The sequence below is a fragment of the Paenibacillus sp. KS1 genome (assembly GCF_001680695.1).
GTDB classification, from domain to species: Bacteria; Bacillota; Bacilli; order Paenibacillales; family Paenibacillaceae; genus Paenibacillus_B; species Paenibacillus_B suaedae.
This window is the reverse complement of the sequence record NZ_MAIS01000004.1, coordinates 124,467-142,876: the sequence shown is the minus strand read 5'-3', so window position 1 is coordinate 142,876 and position 18,410 is coordinate 124,467. Positions and strand designations below refer to the sequence as shown.

Sequence of the window (18,410 nt, the reverse complement as noted above, 5' to 3'; positions counted from 1 at the left end):
GTGCTCTACCAAGCTGAGCTACGTCCCGACATATATTGCACGTCACATCAAGTGACAAGAATTAATATAGCACAGCCCATTCTGTTGCGCAATACGTTTTTCACCTTCGAAATCATAATTATTTTCGATCAATAATTCATCATCATAGGGTTCTAGTTATCTACAATGCCATGCTTCAGTGCATATCGCGTAAGCTGCACACGATTCTCCAAATGCAGCTTCTGCATAATGTTTTTTAGATGATTCTTCACGGTATGCTCAGATAGGGACAACTGTCCCGCAATGATCCGGTTCGATTCTCCCTTCGCTACACGCTCCAAGATTTCACGCTCACGAGTCGTCAACGGAGTCGATGACGGAATCTTGCTCTCACTCTTCACGGAAAACTCCTGCAATAAGCGAAACGCTAGTTCCTTCGACATCGGTGCCTCATCAATGGCAATCGCACGCAAATACTCATGCCATGCAGAAGGCTGTAAATTTTTGAGCAAATAGCCCTGTGCCCCTTTTTTCAATGCCTCGAATAAATGAGTAATATCATCCGATACCGTCACCATCACGATTTTTACATAGGGGAACTGCTCTTTGATCCGCTTGGTAGCTTCCAATCCATCCATAACAGGCATGGAAATATCCATCAGTATCAAATCCGGCATGACTTGATCCGTCATACGAAGTGCATCTTCTCCGTTCACAGCCTCACCTACAACGACGAATGCAGGATCAATCGCTAAAATATCCCGCATCCCCTCACGCGCATGGGCATTATCGTCGGCGATTAACACCCGAAAACAATGCTGCTTCTCCACCCCATGTTCCGCATTCACGCTAGTTTCCTCTCCTTCCGCCAACTTCATTAACTTGCAATACGCACTACCGTCACGGCGCCATCTCGTTCCAAAGACAAGCTCCACCCCATATTGGTCGTGCGGTCGCGTACCATCTTCAATCCATACTTCCCTTTCTGTGCAAAAGGCTCTCCTGCAAATCCGATTCCATCGTCCCGAATGTCGCAGACGAATCCTTCAGCCACAGGCTGCGCTATGATCCATACTCGTTTCGCCTCTGCATGCTTGCGCACATTCAGCAGCGCCTCGCGGACAGCCGACAACAGCGCGATTTTCTCTTTCAATGACAATTGATCTTCAGGCAGCTCCCACTTCACGTCCAGTGTCCAATCCGTATCCTTTCGAATATCCTCGATCATTGTAACGAGTTGATCCGACCAGCATACATTCATCTCCTCAGGAACAGTTTGCAAATTAGCGATGGACAGGCGCACATCATCATATACATGACGAACCGTCTGCCGGAGCTTGTCCAGCTGCTCTGGCTGCTGTTCGGTCGAAGCTGTCTCCAGCCGATCAATCTTCACCGATAGCATGAACAATGATTGTGAAATTCCATCATGCAGCTCTTGCGCCAATTTCCTCCTCTCCTCCAAGGCCGCCTTCGTCTGCTGCTCATGCTGCAGCTTCTTATTCGTATCATCCAGCAGCTTGAATAAGCGAGTCAATAGCGTGGCCGACACGATAAAAACAATGGCAGGGGCAAGCCAATTCCCAACCTCCATGGAAACGTAAGGGAGCAGGAACGAGTGGCGCATATATTCCCACAGTCCAATTGTAATCGTAGGGATCCATAGAATCAGATGTTTAATCGTACGATCCTTCAAGATAGTTTTCGCTCCATTCTATGTTCGGTATCTTCCATTCGCATCTATTCCTATTGTAATGAAAAAAGCATGCGGTCACCAGTTCATAACCGCACGCCTATCTGTCTTACCTATTCATCATATTACGATTGCAATAATTTCGGTGCGCTCGTTGATTCTCGAATCACGATATCCGACTCTAGACGAGCACTGATACTACGCTTATTCGTTCCATTAATCTGCTTTATAAGCAAATCAACAGCAACTTTGCCGATTTGGTGAGCTGGCTGTCGCATCGTTGTCAACTTCGGACGCAGTTGGGAGGCGATGACTTGATCATCATAGCCGATTACAGACATATCATCTGGCACCTTGTAACCAGCCTGCCAGAGTGCATTGATGGCGCCAATCGCCGTGAAATCATCAGCCGCGAACAGCGCCGTCGGCATACAACCTGCATGCAGCCATCGCTGTACAGCATCATAGCCGGATTGAATGCAGAACTTACCATCCTCAATTGCAAAAGGTTCGAGGCCTGCGTCCCTCATTGCATCCTTGAAACCCCTTTCACGCTCCAGTGCACTTAAGAAGAACTTCGGCCCGCGAATATGAGCGATCGAGCGATGCCCCAAATCAATGAGATGCTTCGTTGCATCATATCCACCTTTATAATTATCCACATTCACATTGGTCACAGAAGGCTGGATTGTCTGATTGTCGATGAGTACGAACGGGATTTTACGTTTTTTTAGTTCTACCACGTAAGGTTCCTCATGTACCGCAGATAGAATCAGCATTCCATCCACGCGATCCTCTTGAATTAAGTCCGTACCCACCCCTTGTTCCATCGGCTCTGATGCAACCGATAGTGCTAAGTAATAACCATGATCCTTTAGCAGTGAGTACACCGATTGCACGATACTATCCAGAAATGAATCCTGCAAGGTAGTGACAATCATCCCTATGACACCTGTTTTCCCCTTCGCAAGGCTTCGAGCTGCTGCGTTCGGGTGGTAATCCAGATCCTTCATCGCCTGAAGAACCTTGACCCGATTCTTTTCTCGAACCGTCTTCGCGTTATTTAGGACACGGGATACCGTCACTACAGATAAACCTGATTTCTTAGCCACATCAAATATACTGACCTTCATATCCTTCTCCCCTCATGATCGATCATTAGATATGGAAAGGCACAAATCTCTATGTAACCATCATAACTAACTTTAAAGCGTTATTCCATTAAAACTACCGTGATAACCGACATTTTACGCCTTTTTTAGTAAATCTTTAGCTATGGACGGCCCTTCTTCTTACGGATTGAACTTCTTTATGAAACGAATAAAGATATTCCCCGTATGAATAATACTAAAAGGGATTGATAATCCCCTTCAACTCTAGATAAGTGTTCAAAAGGAGCTGGCATTCATGATCGTAGTAACGACCGAACGCATTGCAAATTATGAAGTATCCGAAGTATTGGGAACGGCATTTGGCGTTGTTGTTCGAGCACGTGGTATCGGCGGGGACATTATGGCATCTTTGAAAGGTCTCGTGGGCGGTGAAGTCAAGCAGTACACACAAATGATCGAGGATGCTCGCCGACAAGCAATGGATCGCATGATCGAGAATGCGCACGCAATGGGTGGAGACGGAATCATCATGATGCGCTTCGATAGCGGCGATGTCGGCCAGAACATGAGTGAAATTGTAGCTTACGGAACGGTTGTTAAGTTGAGAGCGGTGCATTCCTAATGGATGAGGTTGTACATTTCTTCAAAATCGCTCTTGTGGTGTACGGCCTGCCCCTGATCGGCCTTGTCATCCTGATCGTGATCGGCAAGAAATATTTCGACAAGCGCTATAAGCAATACGATAATCCGTTGGATGCCATCGGTGTCTCAGGCGACTTTATGCCAACGAAAGAGATCTTTATCGATCCGAGAGATGGTTTAAAATATCAAGTGTATTACAACCCGAAGACAGGCGAACGCAAGTACGTTCGCATGCAATCGTAGCCTGTTCCTCATTCATTTCAACATAAGAAAGACCGCTCAGCCATAGCTGGAGCGGTCTTTGTATGTTCTTATCGTGAAGGAGCTTTCACATTCCTTTACGAATTTTTCTTATGAATCGATACCTCAGGTGTCGTCATTTGATCATAGAAGTCCAGGTATTTGTCCCGATCATCAGAAGCAAGCAGCGCCATGGCAGAACGAGGATGTTCATCAAGCGTACCTGTAATCAAGTATGGAATCAGGTAGCCCCATTCCCACTTTTCACGCATCGGAATCATGTATTTCTCAAGGAACCCAAGTACGGATCGAAGCTGGTATTTGCTGTTCTTCAAATGAGTCAATAGAGCTTCTGTCGGACAGTTGCCCGCTCCACGCCCCATCCCGTATATGGAAGCATCCAGCATTTCAACCCCAAGCTCTGCAGCAACAAGCGTATTCGAGAAAGCAAGCTGCATATTATTATGCGTATGAACACCGATTCGCTTGTTCGGCAAATGCTCTTTAAATTTATTCACGAGAAAATGAATATCATTATGATCAAGGCTGCCGTAGGAATCTACGACGTATACCACATCAACGACACTCTCTTTGATCATCGCAAATGCTTCGATAAGGTCATTCTCCATCACATTTGACAGCGCCATAATATTGATCGTTGTTTCATATCCGCGATCATGGAACGTGCGTACCAAATCCAGCGCCTTGTCCACATCCTTGATGTAGCAAGCAACCCGGATTAAGTCCAACATACTCTCGTTGCGCGGTAGAATGTCGTTCTCATCCACACGGCCGATATCTACAAGTGCGGATAGCTTCGTAGTACCCTTCTGCGGAATGACAGTACGTAAAAAATCGTCATTCAAAAATCGCCAAGGGCCTGCTTCGTCAGCGCCTTTGAGCAGTTTAGGCGAATTTTTGTAGCCGATTTCCATATAGTCGACGCCAGCATCATTCAATGATGCGTATAAGCTTTGCACGAACTCGACGCTGAAGTCCCAATTGTTTACTAGACCACCATCGCGAATTGTACAGTCGACAATTTTGCAGTGATTCGTTTTCATTCCGCTATCTCCTTTGCCAAATGTTTTCTCTCCATTCTAATGGAAACAAACTCATAAAGCAAAGCAAAAAAGCTTCATTTTCGTGTCGTTTTCATAGATTTCGATAAATTATCTACAATTTAATCCTTTTTCTATGAAAAAAATCACATGTAATTTTTCTTCCATTGTGCTACATTCAATGTAAATCCAATTGATACCGATTATCATTATAAATAAGAACATAACGAGTTAATAGTTAATCATAGCTGAAATTGATATGTTGAAGAAAGAAGGATTAACATGCGCCCAACTAATTGTGAGATGCTCGGACAGAATACCTCCTTATGCGAATTGAAGCCTGGGCAGCGTGCATGTATTTGTGATTTGTCCAAAGTCCATGCATCGGTCTGCCATCGCCTGCGTGATCTGGGCATTACAGAAGGAACCCATGTAGAGCTGAAGCGTACCAGCTTGTTCGGCGGTCCGCTTACCCTAGAAGCTAACGGCCAATTGTTCGGCATTCGCCAAAACGAGGCTCGCTCTATCGGGGTGAATGGCGCATGAGTACTTGTACCACCGCACTCGTAGGCAATCCGAATACTGGTAAGACTTCCTTATTCAATGCTCTCACCCGCTCTTACGAATATGTAGGCAACTGGACTGGCGTAACGGTAGAGAAGAAGGTCGGCCACCTGCATCGCAATTCAGGCACGCTCATCGACCTTCCCGGCATCTACTCGCTGCAGCCGATGTCGCGTGACGAGAGCGTCGCTGTAAGCTACCTGCTCCACGAACGGCCAGATACGATCTTGAATGTTGTCGATGCTTCACAGCTCGAACGCAACTTATATTTAACCATACAATTACTGGAATATGGGCTTCCCGTGCACATTGCGCTGAATATGAACGACGTGGCACAGGGCCGCGGCATTCACATTCATACGCAGAAGCTGTCCAAGGCACTTCATGCCCCCTTACTTCCCGTCAATGCTAGACGCAAGCAAGGAATTCACGATATTTTGCAGCATATCAATCACCCCGCCCAAGAAGCAGCGAGGGAAGACGGAGATCCGTTCCAACTCGACTATGGGGAAATTACTGAACTCGCTATTCAGCGTATGTCGGAGTACTTACCACCTAAAGATGGGGTACCTTCAAGATGGATTGCGCTGCAGTATCTGGAACAGAATAATACCGTTCGTGAATGGGTTCACAGCGGATTGAATCAGGAGATGAACGATAAGCTCCTGCATATATGCAGTGCAGCAGAACAGCAGCTACAACAGCAGGGCATCGCGCTGCACATGGCACAGCACATTCGTGCGGTGCGCACTGCCTTTATTCGTGAGGTCTGTGCAGAAGCAGTTAATAGTACGAAGGAGAAATCCGTAACCTTGACGGAGCGCATCGATGCCATTGTTACAAATCGCTGGCTAGGCATTCCGATCTTTCTCGGCATTATGTTCCTCATGTTCAAGGCGACATTCGAATGGATTGGAACTCCAACGTCGGATGCATTGGATGCCTTCTTCTCCGGCCCCGTAACGGACAGCGCAGCATCCATATTGAATGCGATTGGCGTGTCACCATTTACCCATGCGCTGATCGAAGAAGGGATTATTGCGGGTGTTGGCGGCGTACTCGTATTCGTCCCGCAAATCTTCATCCTGTTCTTATTCATTTCCTTTATTGAGGATTCGGGATATATGGCTCGTGTGACCATCGTCATGGATCGGCTTATGGAAGCCGTTGGTCTGAACGGCAAGGCATTCATTCCATTTGTCATCGGCTTCGGGTGCAACGTGCCTGGGATCATGGCCGCTCGTACGATTGAGCAGCCGCGCGAACGGCTTGTCACTACTTTGCTCGTTCCACTGATGTCATGCTCTGCCCGCTTGTCCGTTTATGCCTTGTTTGCCGGTGTCTTTTTCAAGAGTCATCAAGCACTTGTCGTGCTGTCCCTCTATGTGATGGGAATTGTACTCTCCCTGCTGCTAGCCAAGCTGTTCACCAAGCGGATGATGAAGGAGGAGCAGAGCATTTTCGTTATTGAGCTGCCACCTTACCGTCTGCCACAATGGCAGACTTTGTTCCGCAGTACATGGGAGAAAGGGAAAGGATTCGTACGCAAAGCAGGTACCTTCATTCTTGGAGGCTCCGTGCTCATCTGGCTCATGACGTATGCTGGGCCAGGCGGATTCGGAGTTGAGATGGACGACTCCTTCCTGGCGATGATTGGCGGCGTGCTTGCACCATTGTTCGCCCCGCTCGGCTTCGCCACATGGCAAGCGGGTGCTTCTCTAATTACCGGGTTTCTAGCCAAGGAAGTCGTTGTGTCCACGATGAATATTATTTATCACGCACCAGACACAGCTATGCTTGAATCCCAGATCGCAGGGGCATTCACCCCGTTGTCTGCGTATGCCTTTTGTGCCTTCGTGCTGCTGTATGTCCCTTGTCTTGCAACGGTGGGCATTATTAAGAAAGAAACCGCATCGTGGCGCTGGACATGGTTCTCCATCGGCTATGCCCTACTTATCGCCTATGTTGTCGCTCTCATCATTACGGGAGTCGGTAGACTTCTCGGATTTTCATAGAACAGGTGGTGAATCGCATGTCGTGGCCGGAAATTGGAATTGTAATGATCATATTTGCGTATGCACTGTGGATGGTTGTACGCCACGTGCGTAAGTCGAAGCAAGGAGCTTGTGCTTCATGCGCATTGAACCGCTCCTGCTCATCCGGATGCTCCACACAACCACATCCAAATGAAGCTGACGCTGACTAATAGCTGAAATGAAAAGAACAGTAGCCGAGATGAACCTCGTGCTACTGTTCTTTGTTGTTTACATCTATAATTGCTGCATGCTCCTCGCTCCATGCCCAGCCCCCAATTCGGCAGCATACACCTCGTGCGAAGATAGCTGTTACCATTCTTACTCTCTACCACAATAAAAACTCGATTACTCGTACAAGCTTATCAATTCATCAACGAGCTCGCCTACATATCCTACAGCTTCGCGGATCGTATTCGTATCGGACATATCCACACCAGCCAGCTTCATCAGCTCTAATGGAGGCAAGGAGCCTCCAGCCTTCAGCGCCGTCAGCCAACGTTCTACTGCCGGCTGTCCTTCCTCGCGGATGCGCTTGGCTGCTGCCGTCGATGCTGTTAAACCTGCTGAATACGTATATGGATATAAGGACATGTAATAATGCGGCTGACGCATCCAAGTTAGTTCCGAACCTGGATCCATCACAACGGCATCGCCCCAGAAATCGCTCTGGACTTGCCCCTTCAGCTGCGACAGCAGATCAGCGGTAAGCGGCTCTCCCTGTGAAGCAAGCTCATATACCCTGCGCTGCATCTCACCTTCGAGCAAATGCGTTACAAAATTATGATAATACGTATTCAGCAGCTGCGTAATAATCCAGCGTCTCATCCGAGGATCATTCGACGACTGACGGAACAAGTGGTCAGCCAGCAGCATCTCGTTCATGGTGGACGGAGCCTCGATAAAATAAAGCGATGGACGTGTGTTGGATATCCTCTGATGTTTATGTGCCAGCATGAAGTGCCCCGCATGGCCCAACTCATGAGCCAGAGTGAATGCTCCTCGCATGCTTCCTGTCCATGTCATCAATATGTAGGAATGGGAATCATAAATTGATGAGCAGAATGCCCCTGTTGACTTGCCTACATTATCCGCATAGTCAATCCAACGATTTTGGATGGCATCCTGCATAATTGCCGTGTACTCCGGCCCCATGACCTGCAGCGCCTCTACTACCTGCTGCGCTGCTGTCTCGAACGAAACTTCCGGATCGTATTCAGGGTCGAATGGCGCCTTCAGATCACTAAAGCGGAGTTCATCCAGACCGAGAACACGTTTCTTGAGCTTTGCCCATTTCCGCATGTGCGGAGCCAGCTCGGCTTGAATCGTATCTAAAATAGCGTGATACATCTGCTGTGTCACTTGTTGTTTATGCAGTAGCATATCGGTTACATGATCATAGCCGCGAAGCTTCGCCAGCACGACCTGCTTCTTCACTTCTGTTGCATATGAAGCCGCAACCCCGTTGCGATATGCATGCAGCGTTTCGGAAAATGATCGGAACGCTTCTCTTCGCAAGTATGTATTCGGAGACTCCACATATCGATTCTCAAATAGAGCAAAAGATAGAGGATAGGTCTTACCCTCCTGATCGGTAACGGGTTCAAACGCCATGTCCGAAAGCTTGATCTGATTATAAATTTTGTACGGAGCTCCTAAGACGTTGTCAAGTGCTGCGAGCGTCAATTCCGTCTCGCTGCTCAGCCGATATGGCTTCTTGCTTGCAATCTGATCCAAATAGGGCTTGAACTCCAGAAGCTTAGGTTCTTCTTCATAATATGCGGGCAATGCATCGTCGCTCATGTCACTAAATTCAGACTCGAAGAAGGATAGAGCAACGGACACTTCAGCCATCATATCCTGCGCACGGCTGTTATTTCCCTGATTCACTGGATTCGTGCTGTCTTCCGTCAATCGTAAATGTGAATAGCTGCCGCACAACTGCGAGCGCCTCCAAATGACCTCCATTGCTTCCAGACAAGCCAGCAATGTACCAGCACCCTCATGCAATTTGCCTGTGAAGCGGGTGACTGAACTCAAATCAGCTGTAATCGCTTGCAATTCCTCAAGCCATTTTGCTTCGGATTCGAATAAGTCCTCCAATCTCCATGTTGCTTCCAGAGGGACTTCTGATCGTTTCATACGCGTTGCTTGAGCCGCCATTCGTCCATCGCTCCTTTTCCCAAAAAGTAGTAGTTGAACATACTCTTATTCTACTACGATTCCTCCCTCCTTGCGAATCGAGATTGATTATAAAGGCCGCCTGTTGGAGGTTCGAATTCCCTCCATTGAAAGCCCTCCACACCAGCTAATTTGCAACCTAGGGTGAAGGGCTCCTTTTCAATTCCACATCATGAAACGGTGCGGGAAGCAATCGCTCCTAACTCATTCCCTATTACTAACGATTGATATATGCAGATTGCTGCAGCAGTCTCCTCAGCACAACGACGCCTTCTGCGCGCGTAGCAGTTCCATTCGGGACAAAAGAGTTTGTATTGCGCCCTTCCATAAGTCCTTTGCTCACGACCGCAGCTACAGCATCCTTAGACCATGCGGCAATCTCATTCTGATCCTTAAAGGATTGGAGAACTGCCTCCGTATTCACATCGGTATCCTTTACCCCAGCAATCTCAGCTGCTCGTAGAATGAGTACACTCATCTGCTCACGCGTGAGAAGCGCATTCGGGCTGAAGTGGCTGCTGTCCGTGCCTTGAATCAGTCCCTGCTCTACCGCTGCTCCTATTGCACCCGCATACCAATCTTGCGACTGGACATCGACGAATGGCATCACACCTGCCTTCTCCTTCATGCCGAGCGCTCGCACAAGCATCGCTGTAAATTGGGCACGCGTCAACGTCTCTCCCGGAGAGAAGCGGGTGTCACTCGTTCCCTTCACTATTAGCTTGGATGCAAGCAATAAGATATCTTGCTCTGCCCAGTGTCCCTGTATGTCCGTGAACATTGGGGGCTGCACTTCTGCAGTGCCGTATATCCCCGTCCCCGATAGCTTGAGCAGCACTTCCAAATCCCCTTCACGAGATTCAAATAAGGCAGGGACGAACGCGTACCCTCCTGACTTCCCATCATAATCGATTGCCGTCATTCGATTTCGATCAGCTGCAATCGCTGGAAGCTTGAATCGATATTCCGCCCGTTCCCCCTTGAATGCAATCGCCTTCTCTTCTTCCCCTTCCTTCACGACCAATCCAATTTCGAGCGCTGCCCCTATCTTCTTGGATCCATCCTGCAATAATCGTTGCTGGAGTGCTCTATCCTGTTCTTGCAACAACGTCCCGATACGAATCTGAAGCTCCCCAGACTTCTGATTACTGATGCCTGTCAGGGCGGACTTCATCGCGTGAAGCGGCAGCTTCAGGACACCTTGCGGCGATTCGATGGCAATGCTGGATTGTGGAAGCTCCTCCGCAGCTTGCACCACGCCTAGCACGGGAATGCTAATTTCAAGCACATCCTGCACACTCGCAATCGAATATTTCAGAATAGGGTTAGACAATGATGAGGCTTGTTTCTTGAACTGTTCGATCTCTTCCTGCATCGGAGCAAGATTTACCTTCGCTGCGGTTACTTGACGACCATCCCGATCTTGTCGATAAGCAATAGATAGCCGCTCTATTTTGTTCGTTGTCGCAGGCTGCTGCGAAACAGCTCCCGAACCGCTAGATGGATTCGAACCTCCTGAATTCGGATCCGTGCCGCCTGAATCGGTGCGGATGATGTCAATCGTCCGACTGTTCGTCTTATGTTTATCTACAAACACAGTAATCGTTACGCTGTTGCGGCCAACCGATAGCGGGATGTTGGATTTGAAGCCGCCGCTTGCGTCAATGATCGCTGGCTTACCATTCAAAAACACCTCAGCCTTCCCTGTGCCCAGCACCTCAACCTGACCCTCCACCACTATCTCGCGGTTCGATGTCTGCCGCCCATCATCGTCTTGCCATCCGCTAAGTACAGCTGCCCGTATCGAGTTACCCACATCATACGCGTTCGCCACAAGCTGGCGCAGCGTTCGCGTCCCAGAAGGATCGACGGTTGTAATGACGAATCCTCCCTGCGGAATGACACTGTTGTTCTGCTCCGGTACAGCCCAGTTCCATTGGATCGCTTGTTTACGATTGACTACATTCGTCACTTTACCGCCGGCATCTACAACAACCTCGACCCCGAATTGATTCGTGCCCGTTGAATAACCGAACGCGTCGGTCAGCACATTCACATTGCCCTCGACTCGGTTCACATTATAATAGTTCCCTTCCATGAATGAATCCGGGCTGCCTGGCAAGCTGATGCCAAGCTGATAATCCTTCACATATTCCTCATCCCGGAGGGCCGCCGAAGCAATAGGCCAGTTGATCTGGGAGGCATCGAACAACATCAGGCCATTCGTGGTAGCCAATCCTGCCTGAAATACCTCTCGCTGTACAGACGGAGTCTGCACATTGACAAGGGATATCCCCGCATACAGCGGAATCTCACCATTTGTCACAATATTGCCAAGCGTGATGTATTTCTTCACTTCCTTGCTGGTCGTCTGATAGGCGCCGATCATTAAGAAGTCTAAGTATTCAATGTAGCCCGTATCATAATATTCCGGCGTATAGACGGATTGATCAGGCAGCCCTAAGCGTGAGTCATAGCGGAAATTACGGCTTCCCCAATTGACCCCGTTCAAATAATACGTCTCATACCAAGAACCTACATAGGAGGACACTTGGATCGTCCGTCCCGTCGAGACTTCATAGGAATCAACGAGTGCCTTCACTTCAGCGAAGAAGCTCTTGATCGTCCCGGAACGGAATTCCCACCAATCTTGAATTAACGGCCCGTATACCCGGACGTTCTGCTCATAGCGGTAAATATCGGCTGGCCAATTCTGCAACTGCTTGCCCCTTGCTTGCAGGAACTGTTCGAATTTGATCCGAGTGACGTCACTGAAATCAGCCGTTTCGTTATCATATCTCCCCCGATCATGGACGACTCCATCAACATCGTAGTTTTTGATCACCTCTTCGAACGTTCTTAACTGATACGCTCTCACCTCATCGTCGGAAGGATTGACGAATGCAACGAGCCCCTTTTTCGCGCTTTCCCGAAGACGTTTGATCTCCCCGTTGTTTTCTGGAACGTATATATGCTCCTCCCAATTCAAGTGCTGATCGAGCACTGCGTATTCGTTATGGGCGATCGAACCTTCCGCGAATACATTCAGAGATGCGTGCACCTTTAAGCCAAGCGCATGGCCATGCAAAATAAATTCCTGCAGCAGGTCGAGATTCGGATTCGAGCCTGCCTTCTCCGGCGCTTTTATCTCGCTCACGTACGGTCTTCCGGTCAGATCGTTCTTCTTATAGGATACGAACCCCTCTACCCCTTTCACATCGAAGACGACTGTCGTCACGCCTAAGTCCTTTGCCTTCTTCAGGAAGGCCAGCACTTGCTCGCTGGATTGGAACTTCCGAGCATTCGCTGCCTGATCGACCCATAGAATGATGTCCTTCTCAGGTGCAAATCCCGGTCTGCTGAACACGACCATATTTCGCTTATCCTGTTCCTTTCCGTTTTTCATAACCACAATATCTACATAGTTCGTACCCCTGCTCAGTGTAACGGGAACTGAGAAGGTACCATCCGCAGCGAAAGTCTCCTGCTTCCCATGGATCAATAATGCCGTCGACTCCAGATGATCGATATTCACAATCCGCCCAGTAACCACCGTCTGGTTGTCTGTTACGGTATACATCAGCTCATTATCCAGCATCAGTCTTGCAATCGCTCCATTGCCGCTTCTCACATCCTTAACAGAGACTACCTCTCCGTTTTTGCGAAGCTTAATCTGATCCCCCGCCTTGAAATGAACCGCTAGATACCGTTTGATGAAGTTCGTCGCATAGCTGTCGTCCTGTGCCATTAATACATAACCGCCATCTGGGATTTCCAGAGTAGTTGGCCCCGTCCAGACAGGAGGCTTGCCATTAATAGAAGGATTGACGACACGAAGAACACGATTATGTTCGTCTACTTGAACAGCAACATTGTATTGAGGAACGACAAGCGAGGAGCCATAATCACGTGTAAATAAGGCAACTACATTTCCGTGTGCGGCGATGTCTTCGTCTACAGCATCAATTTTATGCCGAGGCCCTTGAATTTCGATTGTGACATCGATCGGAGCAGCCTCAACCTCGATATAGTCTGAGCCCTGCCCGGAGCGTTCATAGGTTGCGGTGATGTTGGACACTGCCAGCTCTGTATCGCCTTGCAACAAGCGCACCGTGATAAGGTTAGCACCTAAGGTCAGATACACTTGCTGCAGAAAGCTGCCGTTCGCGGTAATACTCGCCTGCTTCCCACCGATGACAACCTGGATATTCTGGTTCTCTCGATAATTCGCAACATAGCCTTTGACCTCAATCATGGGTAACGTTACCGTTGAATCCGAAGGGGTAACGAGATGCAGTTCAGGCTTCAGTTCAGGCTCAGGCTGCTGATTGCGGAAATCAGCTGCCGTCACTTCCTTGCCGCCTCTCATTAATCGAATGTGATCTCCGATGCCGTAATGATGAAATAGTGGTTTTTGATGAATCGAAGAGTCCCAAGTGGTTCCACCAGAGAACACGATATAGCCCTCCTCTGGAATTGCAATACTTATGTCGTCATCCCATGACACTGGAGGATCAGCATCAGGGCCATAGACAGCTTCTACAACACTGTGACGATTAACCACGAGGGCCACATCATATTTTTTGACGAACACTTCATTGCCGTACACCGTATTCGTCACACCGGCTCCACTCGTATATAAGGCCAAGAAATCGGTTTTGTTCGCTAATGAATCCCCGGGGGAATTAATATCGCTAATTACAAGCGACTGCGTTGCATCCTGCGAGACGACGGTGACAGGGTCTGCCTCACCCGATGGAAGAAGCAGTTGTTCGATTGGGGGCAGATCCGCCTCAGCCTGCGCATAATTAGGCACGGCCTGCAGCAGCGTGGAGAAAAGGAGAACGGCAACAAGCCAGATGGACAACGGTCTCAGCAAGATGTATCTCATTACGATTACCACCTTTCAGGAGAACAATTTAGGATCTATGCGCTGATACACGCATAGCACTCACGTGTGTATGTTCACCCCCCTTTGACCTTCTCGTTACAGTAATGATTGCCTCCACATTGTAGTGGTAAAACGCTTACATCATAAGCGGTTTCGCATTACCTTTTCTGGTAAAATCATGTTCACTTTTGTAGTCTTCCTATATTTGAAACCTTCTACTCGATGCGAATCCCGGACGCCCCTACGGAATAGTTAGAGAATAAACTTCTTAATTCATTTTTTATCTTGCAGCTGCCATTATTTAGTGTATGATAGAAATTATTTCATTCGACGCTTCTTCCTTCGCATGACGTAGAAGCCTCATGTCGTTCACAGATTGGAGGTCATCTTATGTCCCAGAATACATCCATATCAATGACTTGGCTGCTTCGGTATCTATATCCGGTAAGGGGACGGCTGCTGCTGCTGATTATGCTGCTCGTATCCACTGCATGTCAGCTCATCAATCCTCAGCTTGTGCAGCAATTCATCGATACAGCCGCAGCTCAAGGTGCAATATCCACCCTTCTCACACTTGCAGGCATTTATCTGCTCATTGCTGTTTTCACCCAGTTTATTACGGTTGCGATAAGCTATGTTGGCAATGATATCTCATGGCGCGCAACCAATACATTGCGCGGAGATCTCTTGCGGCATTGCCTCGGATTGGATATGCATTTCCATAACCGCAAAACGCCTGGCGAGATGATCGAGCGAATAGACGGCGATGTAACCGGCATGTCCAACTTCTTCGCCATGTTCATTGCGCAAGTCATCGGCAGCTTCATCCTGCTCATCGGTATTCTTGGCTACATGTTCACCGTTAATTGGCCGATTGCAGCTGTCATGACTGTATTTACGCTTCTCTCCATCGGCTCTATGGTATTTATTCGCAACATGGGCGTGAATAGCTCCAAGGACGAACGTTCTGCAAGCGCCGCCTTATTCGGCTTGATTGAGGAACGAATCGCGGGTATCGAGGATGTGCAAGCGAATGGGGCTGTGCCCTATGTCATGAATCGATTCCATGGTGCGATGCGGAAGGTGTTCTTGTCCGGCCGCAAAGCTTGGATGCTGCGGGTTATTCCATGGAATAGCACAGTTGTACTCTTTTCGATCGCAGTGACGGTTGTACTGTTATTGGGCGTCCATTACTATTTAATCGGTCAAATATCGCTCGGAACGCTGTTTCTCATTTTCCAATATACGCAAATGTTAAATACGCCTATTGAGCAGCTGGGGGATCAAATTCAGGAATTCCAAAAAGCCAAATCCGGCATGCTTCGCGCTCGCGAACTTCTCTCGCTTCGCAGTGAGATTGAAGATGGAACGAAGACGCAACTTCCGGATGGGGCACTCGGTCTGGAGTTCAAACAGGTTACCTTCGGTTATAACGAAGATAAAGTCGTGCTTCACGATATCACTTTCGACGTTCAGCCAGGCCAGCGACTGGGCATCATTGGCCGTACGGGAAGCGGCAAGTCCAGCATCAGCCGTCTGCTGCTTCGTCTATACAACATCAACAGCGGAACGATCCAAATTGGCGGCGAGGATATTCGCAGCTTGAAGCTGGAGACGCTGTACCGCCGCGTAGGAATGGTGACACAAGACGTGCAGCTCTTTGACGGAACGCTGCGCGACAATCTAACCTTATTCGATCCGAATGTATCGGACGAGAGCATCCTGGAGACAACAGCAAGGCTCGGTCTGCGGCAATGGATCGATGGACTGTCTAATGGACTCGATACCCATTTGTCCTCGGGTGGAACTTCGTTGTCTGCAGGTGAAGCTCAACTGTTCGCCTTGACACGTGTATTTCTGACCAATCCAAGCATTATTGTGCTTGATGAGCCTTCATCACGGCTGGATGCCGCAACAGAAGCAATGCTGCAAGTTGCAGTCGATCAGCTGATGGAACAGTGTACGGGCATTGTCATCGCCCATCGCTTGGCAACGCTCGAACAGGTCGATACGATCATGGTGTTACAGCATGGACGAATTGTCGAGCTAGGCTTGCGCGAAGAGCTTGCAAACACCCCATCCTCGCATTATGCGAGACTGCTTCGAACAGGAATGGAGGAGGAATTGGCATGACCGTAACGCGCTTTATCACCCGATTGTTCCAGTTCCGACCGATGCTCTTTCTTGTAAACGGAATCATGTGGGGCATGTTTCACGCAATCCCCCTGCTCATCGGTCTCGGCATGCAGTGGTTTTTTGATCGCGCTACTACCCAATCTCATGACTATATGTGGCTTGCGGTTCCGTTAATTGTTATCGCACTTGTACGCATACTGCGGGTTGGCGTGTTTTTTGCAGCATTCTACCAGTGGGTCACTTATATCTATCATATTCAAGCTGTACTGCGTACCAACATGCTGGCAGGCATTATGCGCTGGCCGGGACGCCATCTTCCGGCTTCCCCCGGAGATGCTGCCAGCCGCTTCCGCGACGATGTGAATGAAGTCGTGGATTACGTGGAATCATGGGTCGACTTCTGGGGACGATTGGCCTTCACCATCGTATCCATCATCATTATGGCCAACATCAATTGGCAAATTACCGTAGTTGCAATCCTGCCGCTGCTTGCTGTTACCGTGCTGAACAACCTGTCGGGCAATCGTGCACGGCGCTATAGTCAGCAGAATCGAGAAGCAACATCGAAGATTACGGGCTTCATCGCGGAGATATTCGGGGCAGTGCAAGCACTGAAGCTTGGGCAGGCTGAACGTCATGTGCACCAGCGCTTCGTCAAGTTGAACGAGGATCGTCGTCAAGCTGCCCTTAAGGATACGCTATTCACGCAATGGATGAAGTCGTTGAATCAGCATGTACTTACTATCAGCACAGGCGGAATTCTGTTGATGTGCGCAACAGAAATGCAGGCAGGACGGTTCTCTGTAGGAGACTTCGCCCTATTTACCTCCTACCTGACGAACTTTGCCTTTAGCATATCCTTGTTCGGCTATATGGTTTTTCAACATAAGCGCCTGCAAGTATCTCTCGATCGAATGCGCATCTTGTTCCAGCCGGGAGAAGAGGATCGTGTCGTGGAGCACAGCCAGATTTATCTGGATGAAGATCCTCCGGCACCACCCGTTCGCACCCTTAATGATTCAGAACGGCTGCAATCCTTGGAGGTTGATCAGGTATCATTCACCTATCCGGATTCTGAACATGGCATTCACGATATTCAATTTCGCGTGAATCGAGGCGAGTTCCTCGTCATTACCGGTAGGATCGGTTCGGGGAAATCCACGCTGATGCGTACATTGCTTGGTCTGCTGAAAAAATCAGAAGGAACGATACGCTGGAACGGGAAGGAGATTGATCCTGCATCATTTCTCACCCCGCCCAAAGCGGCCTATACGCCGCAGGTGCCTCGCTTATTCAGCGACCCGCTTCGGGAAAATATCATTATGGGCAGTCATGATCGAGAGAAAGATGCATTGGAGCACGCCATTCGTCTAGCATGGAGCGGGATATGGAACAGCTTGAAAATGGTCTTGATACGTATGTAGGGCCTCGCGGGGTAATGCTCTCCGGCGGACAAATTCAACGGGGGGCAACTGCAAGGATGATGATGACACAATCTGATCTGTATTTGTTCGACGATCTGTCCAGCGCCCTTGATGTGGAGACCGAGCAGCTGCTCTGGGAGCGATTATTCACCGAGCGTGATGTCACCTGCATTGCCGTGTCGCACCGCCGCGCTGCCTTAAGCAGGGCTGATCATATTATCGTAATGAAGGATGGCCGAATCGAGGCAGAAGGGACACTGCATGAGCTGCTCGCAACATGTGCAGAAATGCAGCTGCTCTGGCAAGGCGAGCAGTCCTCTACGGAGGAAGTACCAAAGGGGGAAGTACCGAAGGAGGAACTGATCAGTTCCTAGTGGATTGCTCTACTCACTTCTCACTGCTCACAACTTACAACTGGCTCTACCACAACTCATGCTTTATCAGCATAAAGAAA

12 protein-coding genes and 1 pseudogene are annotated in these 18,410 nt (G+C 48.8%); 7 read left to right on the top strand and 6 right to left on the bottom strand.

Annotated features, from left to right (window positions below):
• Positions 1-152 precede the first annotated feature (152 nt).
• The 3 genes from BBG47_RS02820 to BBG47_RS02810 all read right to left on the bottom strand — a co-directional run bounded on the left by BBG47_RS02820 (position 153) and on the right by BBG47_RS02810 (position 2,805).
• On the bottom strand, positions 153-827 hold the full coding sequence (locus tag BBG47_RS02820) for a response regulator (protein ID WP_083189051.1): 675 nt from the start codon (positions 825-827) through the stop codon (positions 153-155).
• A 29-nt stretch (positions 828-856) separates the two neighbouring features.
• Positions 857-1,675 (bottom strand): sensor histidine kinase, encoded by an 819-nt coding sequence (locus BBG47_RS02815; RefSeq protein WP_065290427.1) that lies wholly within the window; start codon positions 1,673-1,675, stop codon positions 857-859.
• Positions 1,676-1,797: 122 nt separating this feature from the next.
• Positions 1,798-2,805 (bottom strand): LacI family DNA-binding transcriptional regulator, encoded by a 1,008-nt coding sequence (locus BBG47_RS02810; protein WP_065290426.1) that lies wholly within the window; start codon positions 2,803-2,805, stop codon positions 1,798-1,800.
• Between the two features lie 274 nt (positions 2,806-3,079).
• Between BBG47_RS02810 and BBG47_RS02805 the strand changes: the two genes are divergently transcribed.
• Together BBG47_RS02805 and BBG47_RS02800 are read left to right on the top strand one after the other, a co-directional pair.
• The gene (locus tag BBG47_RS02805) at positions 3,080-3,406 is read left to right on the top strand and encodes a YbjQ family protein (protein ID WP_021254534.1); all 327 of its coding nucleotides are present in this window, start codon (positions 3,080-3,082) and stop codon (positions 3,404-3,406) included.
• The gene (locus BBG47_RS02800; RefSeq protein WP_021262043.1) at positions 3,406-3,669 is read left to right on the top strand and encodes a hypothetical protein; all 264 of its coding nucleotides are present in this window, start codon (positions 3,406-3,408) and stop codon (positions 3,667-3,669) included. The genes BBG47_RS02805 and BBG47_RS02800 overlap by 1 nt, the downstream gene beginning before the upstream one ends.
• A 95-nt stretch (positions 3,670-3,764) precedes the next feature.
• Here BBG47_RS02800 and BBG47_RS02795 read toward each other — a convergent pair whose 3' ends face one another.
• Positions 3,765-4,730 (bottom strand): aldolase catalytic domain-containing protein, encoded by a 966-nt coding sequence (locus tag BBG47_RS02795; protein ID WP_021254532.1) that lies wholly within the window; start codon positions 4,728-4,730, stop codon positions 3,765-3,767.
• Positions 4,731-5,009: 279 nt separating this feature from the next.
• Between BBG47_RS02795 and BBG47_RS02790 the strand changes: the two genes are divergently transcribed.
• From BBG47_RS02790 to BBG47_RS28840, 3 genes are read left to right on the top strand one after another with little or no spacing between them, the layout of a single operon-like run.
• A complete protein-coding gene (locus tag BBG47_RS02790; protein WP_021254531.1) occupies positions 5,010-5,273 on the top strand; it encodes a FeoA family protein in 264 nt (87 codons plus the stop codon).
• A complete protein-coding gene (gene feoB / locus BBG47_RS02785; RefSeq protein ID WP_065290425.1) occupies positions 5,270-7,306 on the top strand; it encodes a ferrous iron transport protein B in 2,037 nt (678 codons plus the stop codon). The genes BBG47_RS02790 and feoB overlap by 4 nt, the downstream gene beginning before the upstream one ends.
• 17 nt (positions 7,307-7,323) lie before the next feature.
• Complete coding sequence (locus BBG47_RS28840) at positions 7,324-7,497, top strand: FeoB-associated Cys-rich membrane protein (protein ID WP_083189050.1); 174 nt, start codon at positions 7,324-7,326, stop codon at positions 7,495-7,497.
• Positions 7,498-7,672: 175 nt separating this feature from the next.
• On the opposite strand, the gene pepF is transcribed toward BBG47_RS28840, so the two are convergent.
• Positions 7,673-9,487 carry an oligoendopeptidase F gene (pepF, locus tag BBG47_RS02780; protein WP_065290424.1) on the bottom strand — a complete coding sequence of 605 codons (1,815 nt, stop codon included), beginning with the start codon at positions 9,485-9,487 and terminating at the stop codon, positions 7,673-7,675.
• Positions 9,488-9,722: 235 nt separating this feature from the next.
• Positions 9,723-14,396: an S-layer homology domain-containing protein gene (locus tag BBG47_RS02775; RefSeq protein ID WP_065290423.1), complete on the bottom strand. Its 4,674-nt coding sequence runs from the start codon at positions 14,394-14,396 to the stop codon at positions 9,723-9,725.
• A 390-nt stretch (positions 14,397-14,786) separates the two neighbouring features.
• Between BBG47_RS02775 and BBG47_RS02770 the strand changes: the two genes are divergently transcribed.
• Together BBG47_RS02770 and BBG47_RS02765 are read left to right on the top strand one after the other, a co-directional pair.
• On the top strand, positions 14,787-16,529 hold the full coding sequence (locus tag BBG47_RS02770; RefSeq protein ID WP_065290422.1) for an ABC transporter ATP-binding protein: 1,743 nt from the start codon (positions 14,787-14,789) through the stop codon (positions 16,527-16,529).
• A pseudogene (locus BBG47_RS02765) lies at positions 16,526-18,330 on the top strand (ABC transporter ATP-binding protein). Before BBG47_RS02770 ends, BBG47_RS02765 begins: the two are co-directional and overlap by 4 nt.
• Positions 18,331-18,410 lie beyond the last annotated feature (80 nt).

What these genes read in the sequence shown, in the direction of transcription:
- BBG47_RS02810 (WP_065290426.1), bottom strand. Translation starts at nt 2,805, where the DNA reads ATGAAGGTCAGTATATTTGATGTGGCTAAGAAATCAGGTTTATCTGTA.
- BBG47_RS02805 (WP_021254534.1), top strand. Translation starts at nt 3,080, where the DNA reads ATGATCGTAGTAACGACCGAACGCATTGCAAATTATGAAGTATCCGAA.
- BBG47_RS02800 (WP_021262043.1), top strand. Translation starts at nt 3,406, where the DNA reads ATGGATGAGGTTGTACATTTCTTCAAAATCGCTCTTGTGGTGTACGGC.
- BBG47_RS02795 (WP_021254532.1), bottom strand. Translation starts at nt 4,730, where the DNA reads ATGAAAACGAATCACTGCAAAATTGTCGACTGTACAATTCGCGATGGT.
- BBG47_RS02790 (WP_021254531.1), top strand. Translation starts at nt 5,010, where the DNA reads ATGCGCCCAACTAATTGTGAGATGCTCGGACAGAATACCTCCTTATGC.
- feoB (WP_065290425.1), top strand. Translation starts at nt 5,270, where the DNA reads ATGAGTACTTGTACCACCGCACTCGTAGGCAATCCGAATACTGGTAAG.
- BBG47_RS28840 (WP_083189050.1), top strand. Translation starts at nt 7,324, where the DNA reads ATGTCGTGGCCGGAAATTGGAATTGTAATGATCATATTTGCGTATGCA.
- pepF (WP_065290424.1), bottom strand. Translation starts at nt 9,487, where the DNA reads ATGGCGGCTCAAGCAACGCGTATGAAACGATCAGAAGTCCCTCTGGAA.
- BBG47_RS02775 (WP_065290423.1), bottom strand. Translation starts at nt 14,396, where the DNA reads ATGAGATACATCTTGCTGAGACCGTTGTCCATCTGGCTTGTTGCCGTT.
- BBG47_RS02770 (WP_065290422.1), top strand. Translation starts at nt 14,787, where the DNA reads ATGTCCCAGAATACATCCATATCAATGACTTGGCTGCTTCGGTATCTA.